General features: G+C 47.8%; 13 protein-coding genes. 5 read left to right on the plus strand and 8 right to left on the minus strand.

Annotation, left to right across the window (positions count from 1 at the left end; genetic code table 11):
* Positions 1-26 precede the first annotated feature (26 nt).
* Entirely contained in the window at positions 27-2,147 is a 2,121-nt protein-coding gene (locus BGO59_RS03425) for a peptidylprolyl isomerase (RefSeq protein WP_293680553.1), read from the plus strand.
* A 205-nt stretch (positions 2,148-2,352) separates the two neighbouring features.
* Here BGO59_RS03425 and BGO59_RS03430 read toward each other — a convergent pair whose 3' ends face one another.
* Complete coding sequence (locus BGO59_RS03430) at positions 2,353-3,198, minus strand: AraC family transcriptional regulator (protein ID WP_293680556.1); 846 nt, start codon at positions 3,196-3,198, stop codon at positions 2,353-2,355.
* Positions 3,199-3,407: 209 nt separating this feature from the next.
* On the opposite strand from BGO59_RS03430, the gene BGO59_RS03435 reads away from it, so the two are divergent.
* Positions 3,408-5,921: a sigma 54-interacting transcriptional regulator gene (locus BGO59_RS03435; RefSeq protein WP_293680559.1), complete on the plus strand. Its 2,514-nt coding sequence runs from the start codon at positions 3,408-3,410 to the stop codon at positions 5,919-5,921.
* Between the two features lie 27 nt (positions 5,922-5,948).
* On the opposite strand, the gene BGO59_RS03440 is transcribed toward BGO59_RS03435, so the two are convergent.
* The 7 genes from BGO59_RS03440 to BGO59_RS03470 all read right to left on the minus strand — a co-directional run bounded on the left by BGO59_RS03440 (position 5,949) and on the right by BGO59_RS03470 (position 13,778).
* Positions 5,949-8,222, minus strand: a complete 2,274-nt coding sequence (locus BGO59_RS03440; RefSeq protein WP_293680562.1) for a histidine kinase dimerization/phosphoacceptor domain -containing protein — start codon at positions 8,220-8,222, stop codon at positions 5,949-5,951.
* A 139-nt stretch (positions 8,223-8,361) separates the two neighbouring features.
* Complete coding sequence (locus tag BGO59_RS03445) at positions 8,362-8,835, minus strand: DNA starvation/stationary phase protection protein (protein WP_293680564.1); 474 nt, start codon at positions 8,833-8,835, stop codon at positions 8,362-8,364.
* A 45-nt stretch (positions 8,836-8,880) separates the two neighbouring features.
* On the minus strand, positions 8,881-9,885 hold the full coding sequence (locus tag BGO59_RS03450) for a glyceraldehyde 3-phosphate dehydrogenase NAD-binding domain-containing protein (RefSeq protein WP_293680567.1): 1,005 nt from the start codon (positions 9,883-9,885) through the stop codon (positions 8,881-8,883).
* 147 nt (positions 9,886-10,032) lie between these two features.
* Entirely contained in the window at positions 10,033-10,974 is a 942-nt protein-coding gene (locus tag BGO59_RS03455; protein WP_293680570.1) for a ring-cleaving dioxygenase, read from the minus strand.
* Positions 10,975-11,084: 110 nt separating this feature from the next.
* Positions 11,085-11,906 carry an alpha/beta hydrolase gene (locus BGO59_RS03460; protein ID WP_293680573.1) on the minus strand — a complete coding sequence of 274 codons (822 nt, stop codon included), beginning with the start codon at positions 11,904-11,906 and terminating at the stop codon, positions 11,085-11,087.
* A 137-nt stretch (positions 11,907-12,043) separates the two neighbouring features.
* Entirely contained in the window at positions 12,044-12,748 is a 705-nt protein-coding gene (locus tag BGO59_RS03465) for a LytTR family DNA-binding domain-containing protein (protein WP_293680576.1), read from the minus strand.
* Positions 12,717-13,778 (minus strand): sensor histidine kinase, encoded by a 1,062-nt coding sequence (locus BGO59_RS03470; protein WP_293680579.1) that lies wholly within the window; start codon positions 13,776-13,778, stop codon positions 12,717-12,719. The genes BGO59_RS03465 and BGO59_RS03470 overlap by 32 nt, the downstream gene beginning before the upstream one ends.
* 176 nt (positions 13,779-13,954) lie before the next feature.
* Here BGO59_RS03470 and BGO59_RS03475 point away from each other — a divergent pair, with 176 nt between their 5' ends.
* The 3 genes from BGO59_RS03475 to BGO59_RS03485 all read left to right on the plus strand — a co-directional run bounded on the left by BGO59_RS03475 (position 13,955) and on the right by BGO59_RS03485 (position 17,240).
* Complete coding sequence (locus BGO59_RS03475) at positions 13,955-16,411, plus strand: TonB-dependent receptor (protein WP_293680582.1); 2,457 nt, start codon at positions 13,955-13,957, stop codon at positions 16,409-16,411.
* Positions 16,412-16,456: 45 nt separating this feature from the next.
* Positions 16,457-16,879 (plus strand): DoxX family protein, encoded by a 423-nt coding sequence (locus tag BGO59_RS03480; RefSeq protein ID WP_293680585.1) that lies wholly within the window; start codon positions 16,457-16,459, stop codon positions 16,877-16,879.
* A 94-nt stretch (positions 16,880-16,973) separates the two neighbouring features.
* Positions 16,974-17,240 (plus strand): hypothetical protein, encoded by a 267-nt coding sequence (locus BGO59_RS03485; RefSeq protein ID WP_293680588.1) that lies wholly within the window; start codon positions 16,974-16,976, stop codon positions 17,238-17,240.
* The last annotated feature ends 12 nt before the right edge of the window (positions 17,241-17,252 follow it).

A 17,252-nucleotide genomic window follows, 5' to 3' on the forward strand; every position in this document is an offset into this window, starting at 1 on the left:
GGGCTAAATTGTCTGTTAAAAGCGAAATGTCTGTCATTAATAAGATCAGAGAACGTTCAGGGTTAGCCGTCGGTATTATTGCCGTGAGTCTGATTCTGTTTATTGTGGGTGGTGATTTGCTCGGCGGTCGGAGTTTACTGTTCGGGGGAGACCAACAGAAAGTGGGTGAGATTGCTGGACAATCAATTGATTATCAGGATTTCAACGCTAAAGTAGACGAGTTACGGGCGCAGTATGAACAACAAACAGGTCGTGCTCCGGCGGACCAAGACATGACTCAGATTCGGGAACAAGCCTGGAATCAGCTTCTGTTTGACATAGCCTACCAGAAAGAATTCGACAAGCTAGGCCTGAAAGTATCATCCGAAGAACTCGTCGATATGGTGCAGGGTAACAACATCAGTCCCGCCGTTCGTCAGGCATTTACAAATCCGCAAACGGGCGTCTTCGACAAAAGCTCGATCATCAGCTACCTAAAAGGGCTAAAAAACCTACCTCCTCAGCAGCAGGCTGCCTGGGCTAGCTTTGAGAAAAACCTAAGTTCGGATCGGCTTCGGGAAAAATACGAAGGTCTGATGCGGCTGTCGGTATTTGCGACTACGGCCGAAGCACAAAAAGAATATCAGGCTCAGAACACGAAAGCCAACGTAAAATTCCTATTCGTACCCTACTACACGATTAACGATACGACCGTGAAAGTGACGGATTCGCAATTGGAAGAATACCTCAATAAGCACAAAGACGATTACCCTGGTTCGGACAGCCGTTCAATTCAGTACGTAACCTTCTCTGTCGCTCCATCGAAAGAAGACAGCGCTACACTGTATAACGAAATTAAATCGCTGGCTCGTGGCCTCGGCGCTGCCCAAAACGACTCGACGTTTGCCCAACAAAACAGTGATGTCCGGGTACCGCTTTATTTGACGGCAGGCGAGATGCCGGAACAACTACGGGCTTCGATTCCAACGTTTGCACCGGGTGGTATTTATGGTCCGTTCCGCGAAGGCAATACGTACTTTATCTATAAGTATGGCGGCTCGAAAAAAGATACCAACTTCACGGCCCGTGCCAGCCACATCCTGATTCAGACTAAAGGCCTGGCCGATTCAGCAAAAGCAGATGCACGTCGTCGGGCCGAAGGTATCCTGAAACAAATTCAGGGTGGCGCCAGCTTTGAGGCCCTGGCACAAACGAACAGCCAGGATGGTTCGGCACAGGCAGGTGGCGATCTGGGCTATTTCAAAAATAATGGCCAGATGGTAAAACCCTTCGAAGCGGCTGTATTTGGCGCCACATCGGCTGGTCTGATCCCTCGTCTGGTTGAAACCGAATTTGGTTACCACATCATCAAAGTGACCGAGCCTAAATCGAATGTATTATATCGGGTAGCGGCTATCGGCAAAACCATTGCCCCAAGCCAAACCACGCGCGACGAAGCCCTTCGGAAAGCCGATCAGTTTGCTGCCGATGTACATACCAAAGCGGAATTTGATGCGAAGGTTAAAGAAGATAAATCGCTGGTAATTGCTACTGCCGATCGGATTCCGGAAGGAGCTGCACAGATCAATGCCCTGACAGGTCAGGAAGTACGTCAGATCGTTCGCTGGGCATACAATGACAAAACCGATATTGGTGATGTATCGGAGCCGTTTGAAGTAGGTGACCAGTATGTAATTGCTGTGCTGACCAACAAAACGGATAAAGACAAAGTAACTATCGACGACTATCGGAACGAACTGACGGCTAAAGTCCGGAATGAACTAAAAGCGCAGCAGATCATCAGCAAGTTGGGTAATGCTACAGGTGAACTCGATGCCATTGCAGAGAAGTATGGTTCGGGGGCGCTGGTCGAAACCGCCGACGATGTCAATCTGGCTACTGGTTTCCTTCGCAGTGCTGGTGTCGATCCAGTTGCTCTGGGTAAAGCTTTTGGTCTGAAACCCGGCAAACGTACGAAGCCCTTTGCTGGTGAAGGCGGTGTGCTGGTCATGGAAACAACCTCGTTAACTCCTGCTCCGGCCGTTGCGGACTATACTATGTATAAGACTCAAATTCAGCAAAATAACTCGTCTCGTATTGGCTTCTACATCAACGAGGCCATTAAGGAGGCTGCTAAAGTTGAAGACCGCCGGGCCAAGTTCTATTAATAATAGACTTGATAAACGAAAAGCCACCGCTCAAACGGTGGCTTTTTTTATTGGTAATGGCTCGTCCTGAAATAAAGATTTTAGTAGTGACAGGTCGTCTACCAAGGCCAAACGCTGAATATCCACTGTGGGCTCAGACAAATTTCAGGAAGTTATTCAAGCTCACAATAGAGTTCAGTTATCAGGCAATTCAGGTTTGCACTTTTTAACTGGACAGTATGTACCGACGATAGTTACTGGGGGTATCGTGATAATAGCGCTTAAATAGCTTGTTCAAATGGCATACATCGGCAAAACCAAACTCATCGGCGATCTGAGAAATAGTCATTGCACTTAAGCTCAATCTCGTTTCAACGCGTTTGAGTTTATATCGGATAATGTATTGCTGAATCGATTCGCCTACATGCTCTTTAAAGAGTGCTCCTAAATGCCCAGGTGAGTAATTAAACACATCGGCAATTTTGTCCATCCGTAGCGAATCAGGCTCGGTTATATGCTGACAAACATAGTTGACAATACGCTGTATCAAATCCAGGGAGGTAGATGATCTTGCTGTTGTTGCTAACGACTGCTGAGCAAGCTGGCGATCTATCAAACTCAAAATGGTTTGCATTAAAGAGTCTACGATGAGATTAGATGTTATTTCACGTGCTTCCTGCTGCTCTGCCAAAACGATCTCCATTAAGGCCATTAACTTGCGGGGCGATAGCGAGTCAGTGAACAATTTTCCAAAATCGGAAGGCGTATTCTCCTGAATATGACACCAACGATATGAACTACCAGCGATTAAGCCAGCCAGATAAGACGGCGTGAATGAAAGGCTGTAAAAACGGGTTCTTTGCTGCACAATAAAACCATGGTAATCGGCAGGGCACAGCCAAAACAGATCGCCTGCCTGATAAGCAAACTGATTCCCATTTATCAGATGGTATCCACTGCCAGCCTGGACCCCTATCAGTTCATAGTGGGTATGCTCATGCACCGGAATATAACCATCGTCTAGGATAAGCTGCTGAATACGTAATGGTTCCTGTACTATGAAACGTTTCATAACGAATAGGCCTTAATCATGGTTAGTTATAGAGGTATATAGTCTATTACGAACATAGTGCCAATCTGCGCTAAAGCCACTAACACACTTATTTTCAATCACTTGACACACAATAGGCTTCTCCAAAATAATAGAGCCTCCAATATATTGGAGCACACCATTGGAGTTGCAATACCTCGTATCTTTACTGTCAATCAATTAGAATTGATATGGCTTATGTTTCTGAACCGACCCGCCTACCCACACTCCTTATTGTGGAAGATGAATTTCTAATTGCTCATGACCTAAAACGGATTCTGATAAAAGCAGGCTACCAGGTAGTAGGCATAGCTGGGTCAGTCGATGAAGCCCAGCACATTATTAGAGATCAACGGCCTGATATTGTCCTGCTCGATATTTTCCTGAAAGGCCATAAAACGGGGATCGATCTGGCGCATTGGCTTAATGATCAGTCCATTCCATTCGTTTTCTTATCCGCAAATTTGACAGATCATCTGCTGGAAGCGGCCAAAAAAACCCAGCCTTTCGGCTTTTTGACCAAGCCCTTTCGGGAGAAAGATGTCTTAACAGCATTGGAAATCGCCCGTTATCGGCACGCGCATAGTGAAGAAGCTAAACTTCGGCAGCAACAGACGATCCAGATTGCGGTAAACAATGCCATTGTTACCATTCAGGATCGGGAACAGTTATGCCTCGCCATAGCCGATCAGATTAATCGCCTTGTCCCATTCTCGTTCCTAAACCTGCGGATTGGGCTGCCCGACGAAGTGTCTTTTTATTGGCTTATGCTTGAAAAAACAGCATCCAATACATTTACACGGGTCAATCTGGCCGCCTTATTGCAGGAAGATTCAACTGAATTGCTTGAAAAATTAGACCGGGAAGCGCCCGATCAACTGGGTGAGCTAAGAGGCATATTTACAGGCGAAGCGTTTGACCAGCTTTGTGCATCCTACATCACTGCTCGATCCTGCCGGGATCATTTCGGAGTACGCTCATTGGCGCTGTTTCCAATTCAATTGAATCGAAACTCACTAACGACCATCATCCTCTCCAGTACAGAGCCAGATGGATTTACAACGAAAGACTATCAGGCTGTTGATCTTATCATCCCTCAGATTGCCCTGGCCCTGGACAACCTTCTGGCGTATGAAGAGCTGGCAGCCCGGCAACAGATCAAAGCCATTGAACTAGCGATCGTTAATGCCTTCCGAAATGGAATCGATATAGGGGCCATATTAGCCCAGGTTGCGCAGTCGATAAACGAACTCCTTCCCGCCGATCTGGTTGGTATTTACCAGCTCGGACGACAGACGACCTCTGTAAATCTTGATAGTACGGTGCAAAAGGTAAATGGTGTTTTTATGCCGACCGACGATCATCTGATAATCCCATTTCCTGCAACCACTAACACAGTTGATCAACGTGATGCCCGTTCGTGGCTGATTAAGCCAGCTCTAAATGTAGGTGTTCAGTTCACCGATACGCTACCTGACCATACACTTTACCCTAAAACGCTGGGCTTACAGTCGTCGTTAAACGTACCTATTTTCATTAAAGATCAGCTTATTGCATCACTTGTACTTGCCAGTAAAGCTGCCTTTGCGTTTACCTATAAGGACCTCCGCATTATGCAGGACATCAGCGTTCAGATGGGATTAGCCCTGGAAAACTTACTGGCTTTTGAACGAATCAAAGTGCTAAGCGAACAGCTGGAACAAGAGAAAACCTACCTGACCGAAGAGATCAAAACTCGCTACAACTTTGAGGAAATTATTGGAGTTGGGCCAGCCATGCAAGCTGTTTTTACGAGTATAGGCCAGGTAGCGCCAACCGATGCCACGGTACTGATTATGGGTGAAACCGGAACAGGTAAGGAATTGGTAGCCAGAGCTGTACATAACTTGTCAACCCGGAAGGCCCGAACCATCGTCAAAATAAATTGTGCTGCATTGCCCGCGCAACTCATTGAATCCGAATTATTTGGCCATGAGCGAGGAAGTTTTACCGGAGCTACCGAAAAGCGAATTGGGAAGTTTGAATTAGCCAACGGCGGGACGTTGTTTCTGGACGAGATTGGTGAATTACCTCTCGAATTACAGGCCAAACTACTTCGGGCTATTCAGGAAAAGGAGATCGAACGAATCGGGGGTAAAGGAACGATTCGGATCGATACTCGAATTATTGCCGCTACAAATCGAAATTTACAGCAGGAAGTAGCACAGGGCCGGTTTCGGTCCGATCTGTATTATCGATTGAACGTGTTCCCAATTGTGATACCTCCTCTGCGCGAACGGCCGGACGATATTCGGCCACTAGCGATGCACTTTCTCCGCCGGATCAGTAAAAAACTAGGCAAATCGCTATCGAGTATTGCCAATGATTCCCTGGCGCAATTGCTATCCTATAGCTGGCCGGGTAACATCCGGGAACTGGAACACGTACTGGAGCGGGCAGCCATTCTCTCATCAACCTCCACCCTGTACCTGGCCGAACCCCTACGATCGACTCCATTAACTGTTTTGCCTATAAATACGAACCCATCGACTGATGTGCAACCGATTGACGAAACCATGCGTACGGCTATTATGGCGGCACTGGCTAAGTCGGGTTACCGAATTCGTGGAATTGGGGGCGCAGCCGAATTGCTCAATTTAAAGCCTACAACGCTGGAAGCACGCATGAAGAAACTACATATTAGCTCCTCTCCAAAATCGGATTAAGCTAGAAAGTAGGGGGCGTCATAACGATCAGACAAACTTATTAACGCCCTGTACCGGGTTAAACTGCAACTCAATATGAACGCCCTGATCCTGATAAATGATTAATTCACCATCAATCTGCTGACTTAACCCGCGCATCATGGTCATACCTAAAGTGTCGCTGTGGCCAATATCTAATCCAGCTGGCAGCCCTACACCATTGTCGCTGATGGTTAATTGATAAGCGTATCCCGCTGTCTCCCGAAGTGATACAGCTATACGCCCTGGCTGCTTATTCGGAAATGCATACTTCAGGGAATTCGTGACCGCTTCATTCAGAATCAGGCCGATGGGAATAGCCAGGGCGATGTCCAGTTGAACAGAAGCCACATCCAATTGAGCCTGTACAGAAGCCTCCTGCGTAAATGAATCGATCAGGTAGTCAACGATTTCTTCCACAAACTCGGGCATGTTCACCTGTGCCAGATTTTCGGACTGATAGAGCCGCTGATGAATCAACGCCATTGCCTGCACCCGGTTTTGGCTATCCCGAATTGCCATCAGGGCTTTGGGGTCCTGTAGAAAATCGGATTGCGCATTAAGCATACTGGAAATGATTTGCAGGTTATTTTTAACCCGGTGGTGAATTTCTTTTAGCATCCACTCCTTCTCGTCCAGCAGTTTTTCTTTTTCCAGCAGGATCTGCACCAACGACTCGTTTTTGAGGTTGATCTCAACTTGTTTGGCTTCCAGCAGTTGGTTACTACGGCGTTTGAGCCGATACCGATTATAACTCAACCCGAGCAACAGGACCAGTAAAATAGCGCCTATAATGATGCTGTTTCGTTGCAGATCACTTTCCCGTATTCGGGCCTGCTGAAGTTGATTCTGCCGGGTTAGCAAAGCAATATCCTGCTCTTTTTTACGGGTATTGTACTGAATTTCCAAATTGGCAATCTGCTGACTTTTCTTTTCGTTAAAGATCGAATCGCTTAAAGACTTGTACTTTTGGAAATGATCGATGGCCGCTACGTAGTTGTGCTGGGCAGAATCGATTTTGAATAATTGTAGATGAACACTAGGCGTTCCCCGCGTCATACCAACCTGTTTTAACATACTCAAGGCTCGATTCAGGTATTCGCGGGCTTTATCATAGTTTTTAACAATGCCATAAAATGTACCGATCTTGATATAAGAAGCTATGGTCGAATTATCAGGTATCTTACCTGCGTGTATCGACGCCATTTTAATATAGTACGTTTCGGCCAGGGTGTAATTTTTGAGAGCCAAATGACACTCGGCCAGCGTCATATAGGCATAGAACCATTCTGCAGATCGATTAGCAAGCGGATACTGTCGTAGAATCTGAGAATAATAGGCTAAAGCTGCTGCTGGACTTTCATGAACAATTTGCAGACTGCACAGGCTATGCGCAATGACATGCACCATAGAGATAACATTGGCTTCGCCAAACAAGACCAACGCTTTCTTGTAGTACGGAATAGCCGTTTTCCACTGTTTCAGCTCATCATACAAGACGGCCAGATTTAAATTAAAGCTACCCAAATACAGGCTATCGTGCGTAGTTTGTGCACTTTCTATGGTCAGTAGGGCATACTTCAGCGCCTTATCGTAGTTGTTAAGCCCGTGATAAATCGAAGCCAGCAGGTCGTAGGTATAGTGGAGATATGGATAATGAATGGATCGATACAGCGCCAATACCTGAAACAACTCCTGCTCCGCCAATGCCGAATTACCTTGCAGGACGTGCATATCGGCAATGGTTTTGAGCATATAGGCCTGCTTATCAACCTGACCTAATTGCCGATACAACTGCCTGGCCTGCTCATAGCATTGTACCTTCCGAGGTAGACCTTCGCTATCACGCTCGTAAACTTGGCCCAGAAAATACCAGGTTGCAGCCTGGTCTGCCTTAGCCCCTTGCTGGGTATAATATGCCAATACACTCCGAAGCCATTGTTCGGCCCGTTTCCGATCGCCCTGAATCGCTTCAATTCGCCCCAGAACGCAGGTGCTTTGCATTTGACCAACCCTAAAATGCAACTGCTGACTTAGTTTCTCGGCCTGTTTTCCGTAGGCATACGCATTTCCTAAATCGCTGTCAAACTCTTCGTGCCGGGTGATCAGATCGCTACTCAGCACCAGTAGTAGCTTAATCCGATTCGTATCCTGCCGACTTGCCGATAATAACGCGTTCAGACTATCAATCGATTTTTGAGGCAGTAAGGGAAACAGGGGTTCGGCCCAAGTAATAGAGGTTGTGACAAACAGGGCAAAAAAGAAGAGGAGGCAACGCTTCATAGCCAATCAACAGATAAACCGGCTTTAGCCAGTTTCTTCTTCTAAAGATAAGGCTATCGAAACGGTATTGATACAATAAAGGGAACAGGAGACCATGTATAGCCTACCTGTTCCCTTTTCAGAAAATCACGTTAGAACGTTACTTGAGGTGAGCCCGTAACATCCAGGCAATTTTCTCATGCTTTTCCATCAGCCCCGTTATATAGTCGCTGGTTCCGGCATCCTTATGAGCCTCCTGAAAATCAGCGATATTCCCGCGGAGAAACACGATGATGCTTTCATGATCGCTCAGTAATTTTTCAATCCAGCTCCGGCTTGTATTGCCTTCAGCCTCCTGCTCGGTCAGATGCGTTAACTGCAGAAAGTTTTTCAACGTAGCGGGCGCATAATGATCCAACTGACGAATCCGCTCGGCTACGTCGTCAACAATCTCGGCCGACTGCTTGTACAGCTCTTCGAAGTACAGATGCACCGAATGAAAGTCCATGCCTTCCAGATTCCAGTGGGCATTGAGTGTTTTAGTGTAGAGTACAAATTCGTCGGCCAGCAATTTGCTCAACTGATGGGCCACAACCTCTCGGTTTTGGGCGCTAATGCCAATGATGGTTTCCATAAGGTTAAAAATGAACAGAGGGGAGTTTATAAAATACGCTTTACTTTAGCTAATACGTTCGGCCAGGTATGCGGCTACTTCGGCCAGTCGATTCGAAAAGCCCCATTCATTGTCGTACCAGGCTGCTACCGATAGTAAATTACCTTCTTTGGCAGTGAGCGGCAGATCAATGATCGATGAGTGCGGATCAGCAACAATTCGCGACGAAGCCCACTGATCTTCCAGTACATCCAGCACACCGTGTAAAGGCCCTTCGGCAGCAGCTTTGCGGAATGCATCATTCACTTCCTGTACCGAACAGTCTTTTTCGGTAATCAGATTTAATTCAGCGATACTGCCGGTCCGGGTAGGTACTCGATAGGCTTTACCCGTGATTTTAAGGTCTTTCCAGATAAACTGTAAGGCCCGTGCTGCTCCCGACGAAGAGGGAATAATATTTTCGGCGGCCGCCCACGAATCGCGCCGGTCTTTCATCGGCTGATCGGTCAACGACTGCGTGTTCGTGTAGGAATGTACCGTCGAAAAAAGACCGTACTGAATCCCGAAGTTTTCGGAAATCACTTTGACAACCGCTGCCAGTGCATTGGTCGTGCAGCTTCCCATGCTGATCAGTTTATGCTGTTCAGGATCGAACGTTTCCAGATTGATCCCTTTCAATAAAACGGCATCGCAATCGGCCAGGGTTTTACTTGGCGCACTGATAAGTACATACTTTGCCCCCCGGTCAATATGCACCTGAGCACCAGCCCGTGTTGTAGCTCTGCCCGTACAATCCACCACCAGATCAACGCCAAGGGCTTTCCAGTCGGGCACCTCTTTAGCCGAATTGATATACGGAATGGTTTGGTCGCCAATGGATAGGCTTCCCTCCTTTCCTGATACGGGCTCATGCCAGCGACCATAGTTGGTATCGACCGCAAACAAGGCTGCCAGCGTTGGCTCGTCGCGAATGTCGGCGATAGCGGTCGGAACAAACAATTTTTTCTGAAGCCCGATGCGTAGAAACTGCCGCCCAATGCGGCCAAATCCGTACAAACCAATGGTTGTCATAAGAATTGATTGAGTGAAATGACTGATTATGAACCTATATAAGCTTTAATTCGACTTTGCCCCTCGAGAGGAAAATCAAGCTAATTATAGGTTGATAACGGAAAGTGCAACTAAGTTGGTTCTTAGAATCGGTACCGTACGCAGATCTTACAACGACTTCAGTACAGGGAGCGTCTTTTCAATTTTCGCTCTCGATCCTTCATACTGTTTGGGTAGTTTCAGGTTATTTCCCAGCTCATCCAGTGGTTCATCGACCGTAAAGCCTGGGTTATCGGTAGCGATCTCGAAGAGTACGCCACCTGGCTCGCGGAAATACAGCGAGAAAAAATAATCGCGGTCGATCTTCGGGGTTATCTGCAAGCCACTTTCCAGAATTTTCTCCCGAAACTCCATCTGAATGGCATCATTCGCCACCCGAAACGCTACATGATGATTGGTTCCGGCGGCATTCCGGCCTGCGCGTCCTTCAGGTTCTTCCAGCAAATCGACAATCGAGGCCTCTGGTACGGCATCCGTCTGGAAACGATAACGGTTTCCGTCCTGTGCTACCAACCGATACCCAAAAATATCGGTCAGTACCCTGGCCGTTGCCTCTATTTTCTGTAAGGTCAGTGTAACGCTGTGAAAACCACGCAGTGCCATATCCGATTTGATAGCTTCCGTTTCCCAACCCATTCGGTGGTCGAACTGCTTCGGTACGATCAGAGCAATGGACAATCCATCAGGGTCAGTAAAAGAGAGGTATTGTTCGCCAAACCGTTCAGCCAGTTCACCCGCTCCAACACCCAGCTCGTTAAACCGGCCCAGCCAGTTATCCAGGCTATCGGCCGGTACCGAATACCCGATTTCGGTTGCCATGCCAATACCGTTCCGCCCCGGTCCAATGCCTTCCCACGGAAAAAAAGTCAGAATGGTTCCAGGCGATCCACCTTCATCACCGTAATAAAAATGGTAGGTACTGGGATCATCGAAATTGACCGTTTTTTTGACCAGCCGAAGACCGAGTACATGCGTATAAAAATCATAATTACGCTGAGCGTTGTTGGCAATGGCCGTAATGTGATGCAGGCCCAGAATAGATTCGTTCATGGTAAAGAGGTTAGACGTTCAGGAAGTGGATAGAAAACCACCCTGGTAAAACTATACATCGGCAGGCCCTGATTGCGTACACAACCAAACCCTGCCGATGTTCCAGTCGATTAGGAATTGATGAAAGCCAGAATATCGGCGTTGATCGTAGCTGCTTCGGTGGTTGGCATACCGTGTGGGAAACCTGGATACGTAATCAGCTTACCGTTTTTCAGCAGTTTGGCGGCTTTTAACGCTGTGATCTGATACGGCACAATCTGGTCGTCTTCGCCATGAAGTACCAACACAGGCACATCTACACTTTTCAGGTCTTCGGTAAAATCACTTTCCGAAAAGGCCTTCACGCATTCGTAATGGGCCAGAATACTACCCATCATGCCCTGCCGCCACCAGTTGTCGCGAATGCCCTGTTTTTCAACGGCTCCTTCGCGATTATAGCCATAGAATGGAATCGAGAAATCCCGGAAATACTGCTGACGTTGGGTTGCCGTCAACTGCCGGATTTCATCAAAAATGCTTATAGGAACGCCATCCGGGTTGTTCTCGTTCTGAACCATGATCGGCGTCACGGCACTTACCAGAACGGCTTTGGCTACCCGGCCCTTCCCATATTTGTTTACGTAGTGGATCACCTCGCCACCACCCGTCGAATGCCCGATGTGGATAGCATCTTTCAAATCCAGCGCTTCGACCAATTGAGCGACATCCGAAGCGTAGGTTGCCATTTCGTGCCCACCCGACGTTTGACTAGAGCGGCCGTGCCCCCGGCGGTCATGCGCGATAACCCGAAACCCATGTTGTAAGAAAAACATCATCTGGGCATCCCAATCATCGCTCGATAAGGGCCATCCATGATGAAAAACAATCGGCTGACCGGTGCCCCAATCCTTATAGAATAGATCTGTACCGTCTTTTAATGTTAAAAAGCTCATGTTGTTATTGGTTAAAATTGACAACACAAACCTACTTCACCAGCACGGGTCGGTCGCGGTAAGAATCGAAGGTTGTACGGTAATTTGACAGGTTTCTTCGCGAATGTCGTTTAGGTAAGCCTGGCTCTATCACTGCCTCACGCTTTTAAGCGCTCGACTAACTCCCGACGATAAGTCAGTCCTACGGGCAGGGCCGTCTCGCCGATAAATACCTCGTTGCCACTCATCCGGTGTATTTTAGCTAGCGGAACCAGATAGGATTTATGAACCCGGATAAATTGATCGGAGGGTAATCGACGCTCCACTTCGGTCATGGTCATGGACGTTACGTAAACCTGTTGGGCCGTAAAAAGCTTGACGTAGTTTCCCCAGCTCTGAATATACTCCAGGCTACTATACGCAATACGAACCCAGTCGGCATCTACTTTTACCATCAACGATTGTTCGGGAACAGCCTGGAGTTGAACCGATTGTTTTTCTCCCTCTACTGTTATGACCTTGTCAATTGCTTTCAGAAATCGGGGAAATTCGATGGGTTTCAACAAGTAATCAACCACACCATAGTCGTAGCTCTCCAGCGCAAACTCCGAATAGGCGGTTGTAAGGATGACTCGGGGCGGATTGGCTAAGGTTTGCAGGAGTTGTAAGCCGTTTATTTGCGGCATGTTAATATCCAGAAACAACAAATCGACCGGATGGCGGTGCAAAAAATTAATCGCTTCCAGAGCATCGTAACAATTACCCACCAGCGTCAACTGATCGACTTGCCCGATGTAGTGCTGCAATACATAGTGTGCAGCCTGTTCGTCATCAATAAGTAAACACCGCAACGGGTTGGGCATCGGCTCGGGTGGCTAGCTGGATTTCTAACAGGGTAATATATCGGTCGGACTCCTGAGTTAAGGCCAACTGGTATTTTTCGGGATACAGCATATCGAGTCGTTGGCGGGTATTCTGTAAACCCAGGCCGGTAGATGTACCGTTTAGCTTGTGGCATGACAGCGAGTTTTCAATAGATAGCCGTAGCCGGTTATTCCGCAATTGCAGAGCAACATGAACAAAACACCCTTTAATATCGCCCGTACCGTGTTTAAACGCATTTTCGACCAGCGGCATCAACAGGAGTGGTGCCAACTGGAAGGTTTGCAGTTCATAGTTGTCAGTGGGGTACTCATAGCTAATCTGGCAACGTTTCCCCAGCCGCTCCTGCTCCAGCGTAACGTAGCTGGTAATGAACTCGATCTCCTGCTGCAGCGATACCCACGACCGGCGGCTGCTCTCGACCTGATACCGCATCAGCTTCGATAACTGCATTAGCAAATCCGGCATTCGTCCGGGTTCGTGCAGACTGATTCCGTAGAGGTTATTAAGCGTATTAAAAAAGAAATGCGGATTAAGCTGGGCGTGCAAAAATCGAATTTGTTCGTCCTGATGTAGCAACTGGTCGGTATGGCGCTGCTGTTGCTGCTGATAAAATCGCTGAATCAGAAATACACCAACAAGCACCATCAGGCTGACCAGGTAGGTAGCAAGCAGAAAAAGTCCCGTTTCGCGCCATTCCTCAATGGGGCAAGACTCTGGGTAAAGCCAGTGATTTACGCCGTATACCAGAAAACTCCCTACCACCAGTGCCGGAACCGTCCACAAAATGTATTGCCTGATCTGTTGCTTAAACAACAGGGGGAACAAGACAAAGCGGTGAAACTGAGCCTGTCCATACAGCGTCAGGAAAAAGAGCAGTGCCCGCCCCAGGTCGTTCCAGGAAGTGAGCCGGTTCCAGGAATTCAGCGACATCAGAATAAACAGAAACACAAAGGCCAGTACTTCCCGCAGCCAGACTTTTTGCTTTCCGTTCTTATTAAACCAACCCATCCTTCTTCGCGATTTTTAAACAAAACAACCGAATGTTGGCCGACATTCCAATTGAAAATGACCAATCGAATACGTCATCCAAAAGCACACGTTTGTCATTTTTAGTAGGATGATGCCAGAGGCAGAATCGTACTTTGTGCCCAGATGACCAGCAATAGGCTATCTGTGTAGTATTGATGAACACTCTACGATTCTATTTTATCCTTTCTTTTCTGTCGATAATAATTCAGGGAAAAAGTCAGCAGTTGCCACCCAATCCAGCAAGTCCGACCACCAAAGGGCAGCTATCAGGCATGTTGACCGACTCCACCACCCGTCAGCCAGTGCCCTTTGCAACCGTAGCGCTCCTGACAGCAACTGGAACGATTATAACGGGTCAAACCACTACCGAAACAGGCCATTTCACGTTTACCGGGCTGGCAATCGGGACCTACGCTGTCCAGATCTCTTACGTCGGCTACCAACCCCGAACTCTAATAGGGATTACAATTTTGGCCAGCCAACCTACGCGGGACTTAGGGACCATCCTGCTGCGATCCGAAAGCCGCCAACTAAACGAGGTTCGGGTAACGACGCAGAAAGCCTTGATTGAAGAAAAATCTGACCGGCTCGTCTATAACGCAGGCAGCGACATTACCAACAAAGGCGGTACAGCCGTCGATGTGTTACGCAAGGCACCCATGCTTACCGTCGATGTATCCGGAAACGTTCAGATTCGGGGAAGTTCCAGTATCAAGGTGTTACTGAATGGCCGGCCATCGGGCTTGCTGGCCCGCAATCTGAGTGAAGCGCTGAAGATGATTCCGGCCAATACGATTCAGTCGGTTGAAGTGATTACCAGTCCGGCGGCCCGCTACGATGCCGAAGGCGCTGGCGGAGTCATTAACATCATCACCAAAAAACAGTTGAAAGGCTCCAACGGTAGTCTGGACGTAACGGCGGGCAATTATATTCAGTCGCTGGGTGGCAGCTATGGGTTTAAACGGGAAAAATTTGGCCTGACGTTTTCGGGTAATACTAATGCCGAACGCGAAAAGAGTATTATTGAAACAACCCGTACGTCACTGGTAAACGGCCAACCAGCCGGAGAGTTATTTCAGCGAATTAGCGCCAACAACATCCACCCAGGCTGGTTTGGCGATCTGGGCATGGAGTATGCCTTCGATACACTGAACCGGGTTAATCTGTCGGTTAGTAGCTGGGGGGGCGCCTGGCCCACGTCCAACACTGGCTATTATCGGTTTCGGAACACCGAAAATCAGATTAGCCAGGAATACAAACAGGTAGTCGATCAACAGAATCCCTTTGGCAATATTGAATGGAACCTGGGCTATACCCGCACCTTTCACAAACCGAAGCAGGAACTCAGTGTGCTGGGCCAGTATAGCTACACCTTCGATAATTCCCGCTACGCCAGCGATCAGTTTAGCCTGACCGATCAGCCTCTGTATCGGGAGACGAGCACCAACCGCAGTCATAACCCTCAGTGGACTTGGCAGATCGATTATGTTCATCCGTTTTCGCGCAATGGGCAGCAGGTGTTTGAGGTAGGAGCTAAAATGGTCCGTCGGGATGTCAGCAGTACTTATGAGGTCTACACTAGCCAACCAGAAAATATAGCTCTTCTAAATCTCAGCACCGACCGATCCAATACGTTCACCTATGACCAGCAGGTGGCTGCGGGCTATGCTTCACTCAAACTAGCGAACCGAACACACTGGACGCTTCAACTGGGCACCCGGCTGGAAAACACCAGCATGAGCGGTCAGTTTGCTCATACCATTTCTCCGTTTCGGGTGCAGTTCAACAACTTCATCCCCAGTATCATTCTGTCAAAACAGCTCACCGAACAGCAATCGGTTAAAGTGACCTACACCCAACGGATTTCCCGCCCTATGATCTGGGATCTGAATCCGTATGTTAATGCCAGCGACCCAAAAAACCGGATGGCAGGTAATCCGCAGCTTCGCCCGGAACTGGCGCATCTGGCCGAAATTTCATACAGTTTAACGACCCCAAAAGGCACCTACCTCAACCTGGCACTGTACCGCCGACAAACCGATAATTCCATCGAAGATGTGCGGACCGTCGATACGGCAGGGGTATCATTGACTACCCGGCAGAATGTAGCCCGCAATGAGCGGACGGGATTAAACGTAAATGCGTCCGGGCAACTGGGTCGAAACTGGAAACTAAACGGTGGGGGTGAGTTTTATTACGCCCATTTCAGCAGTCCGGCTTTACAGGTGCAGAACTCCGGCTGGCTCTGGCAATTCACGCTGAATCTGGCTTACCAGTTACCACGCCAATTCACCGTGCAGGCCAATGGTATTTACAGTACGGGCTGGGTGCTGTTGCAGGGAAAAAATTCGGCCTGGTACGATTACAGCCTGGCGGTTCGGAAAGAATTCTGGGATAAAAAAGCTAGTCTGACGCTGGGCGTCAACAATCCATTTACTTATCCCTTCCGTCAGCAGAACGATTCGCAGTCGAGTACATTCCGGGCCCATACTGCCAATCAATATTTCACTCGTTCGGTCAAATTGACCTTTAGCTGGCAGTTTGGGCAGATCCGCACCAGCCACGATGAACCCGTCCGAAAAATAACCAACGACGATGCCCGCGCGAAATAAGCGTCGTCCTAAACAGTACAACAGTTAGTCTAACCAATTCATACAATGCAATTTACACAATCGACTTCGCCTACATCCTGGAAAGTGAACAGTGCCACGTTATGGTTACGCCTGGGCTTAGGCATCGCCATGATCCCCCACGGTTACGACAAACTGACCCACTTTGCTGACTACCAAGGCTCGTTTATGAGTTTTCTGGGCCTGAGCCATTCGGTCTCGCTGGCGCTGGCTATCGGTGCAGAGTTCTTCTGCTCTATTCTGCTGATGTTGGGATTATTGACACGCCCGGCACTGATTCCTCTGATTATTACCGCAATAGTCATTGTTTTTGTTGCACACGAAGGCGATATAGCAGGCGATGGGTCGGCGGGGTTTCTATTACTGGTTGGTTACCTAACCTGCCTATTACTTGGTCCCGGAGCATTCAGTTTAGATGCTACTATCTCTAAACAACGAACTTTATCCTGAACGATCGCCGAAGCCTTTCTACTGTAAACATAGTGGCTGTTGTAAAAACTAATTGGCTATATTCCAACTATCTTTTTAAGAATTAACTTTTCCAATGAGCACTGCTACTGACGTTTCTTATCAATACATCATTGATGAACTCAATAAAAGGTCAATCAAGCATGATATTCACAATTTTAACTCAGGTGCGAGAATAATTGATATTTGGTATAATGCCCGTTTCTACGTTATTCAAATTGACTTGGAAGCAATAGGGTTTTCGGAGGTTACAGAGGCTAATCCCGGCTTCGATAATAGCCCAGATGAGTTGTTTTATACTTCTGAGGATGTTCTAGCATATTTTAAGTATTTACTTTCCTAGGGTGCTAACAAC

Origin of the sequence: Spirosoma sp. 48-14 (genome assembly GCF_001898575.1) — a bacterium.
GTDB lineage: Bacteria > Bacteroidota > Bacteroidia > Cytophagales > Spirosomataceae > Spirosoma.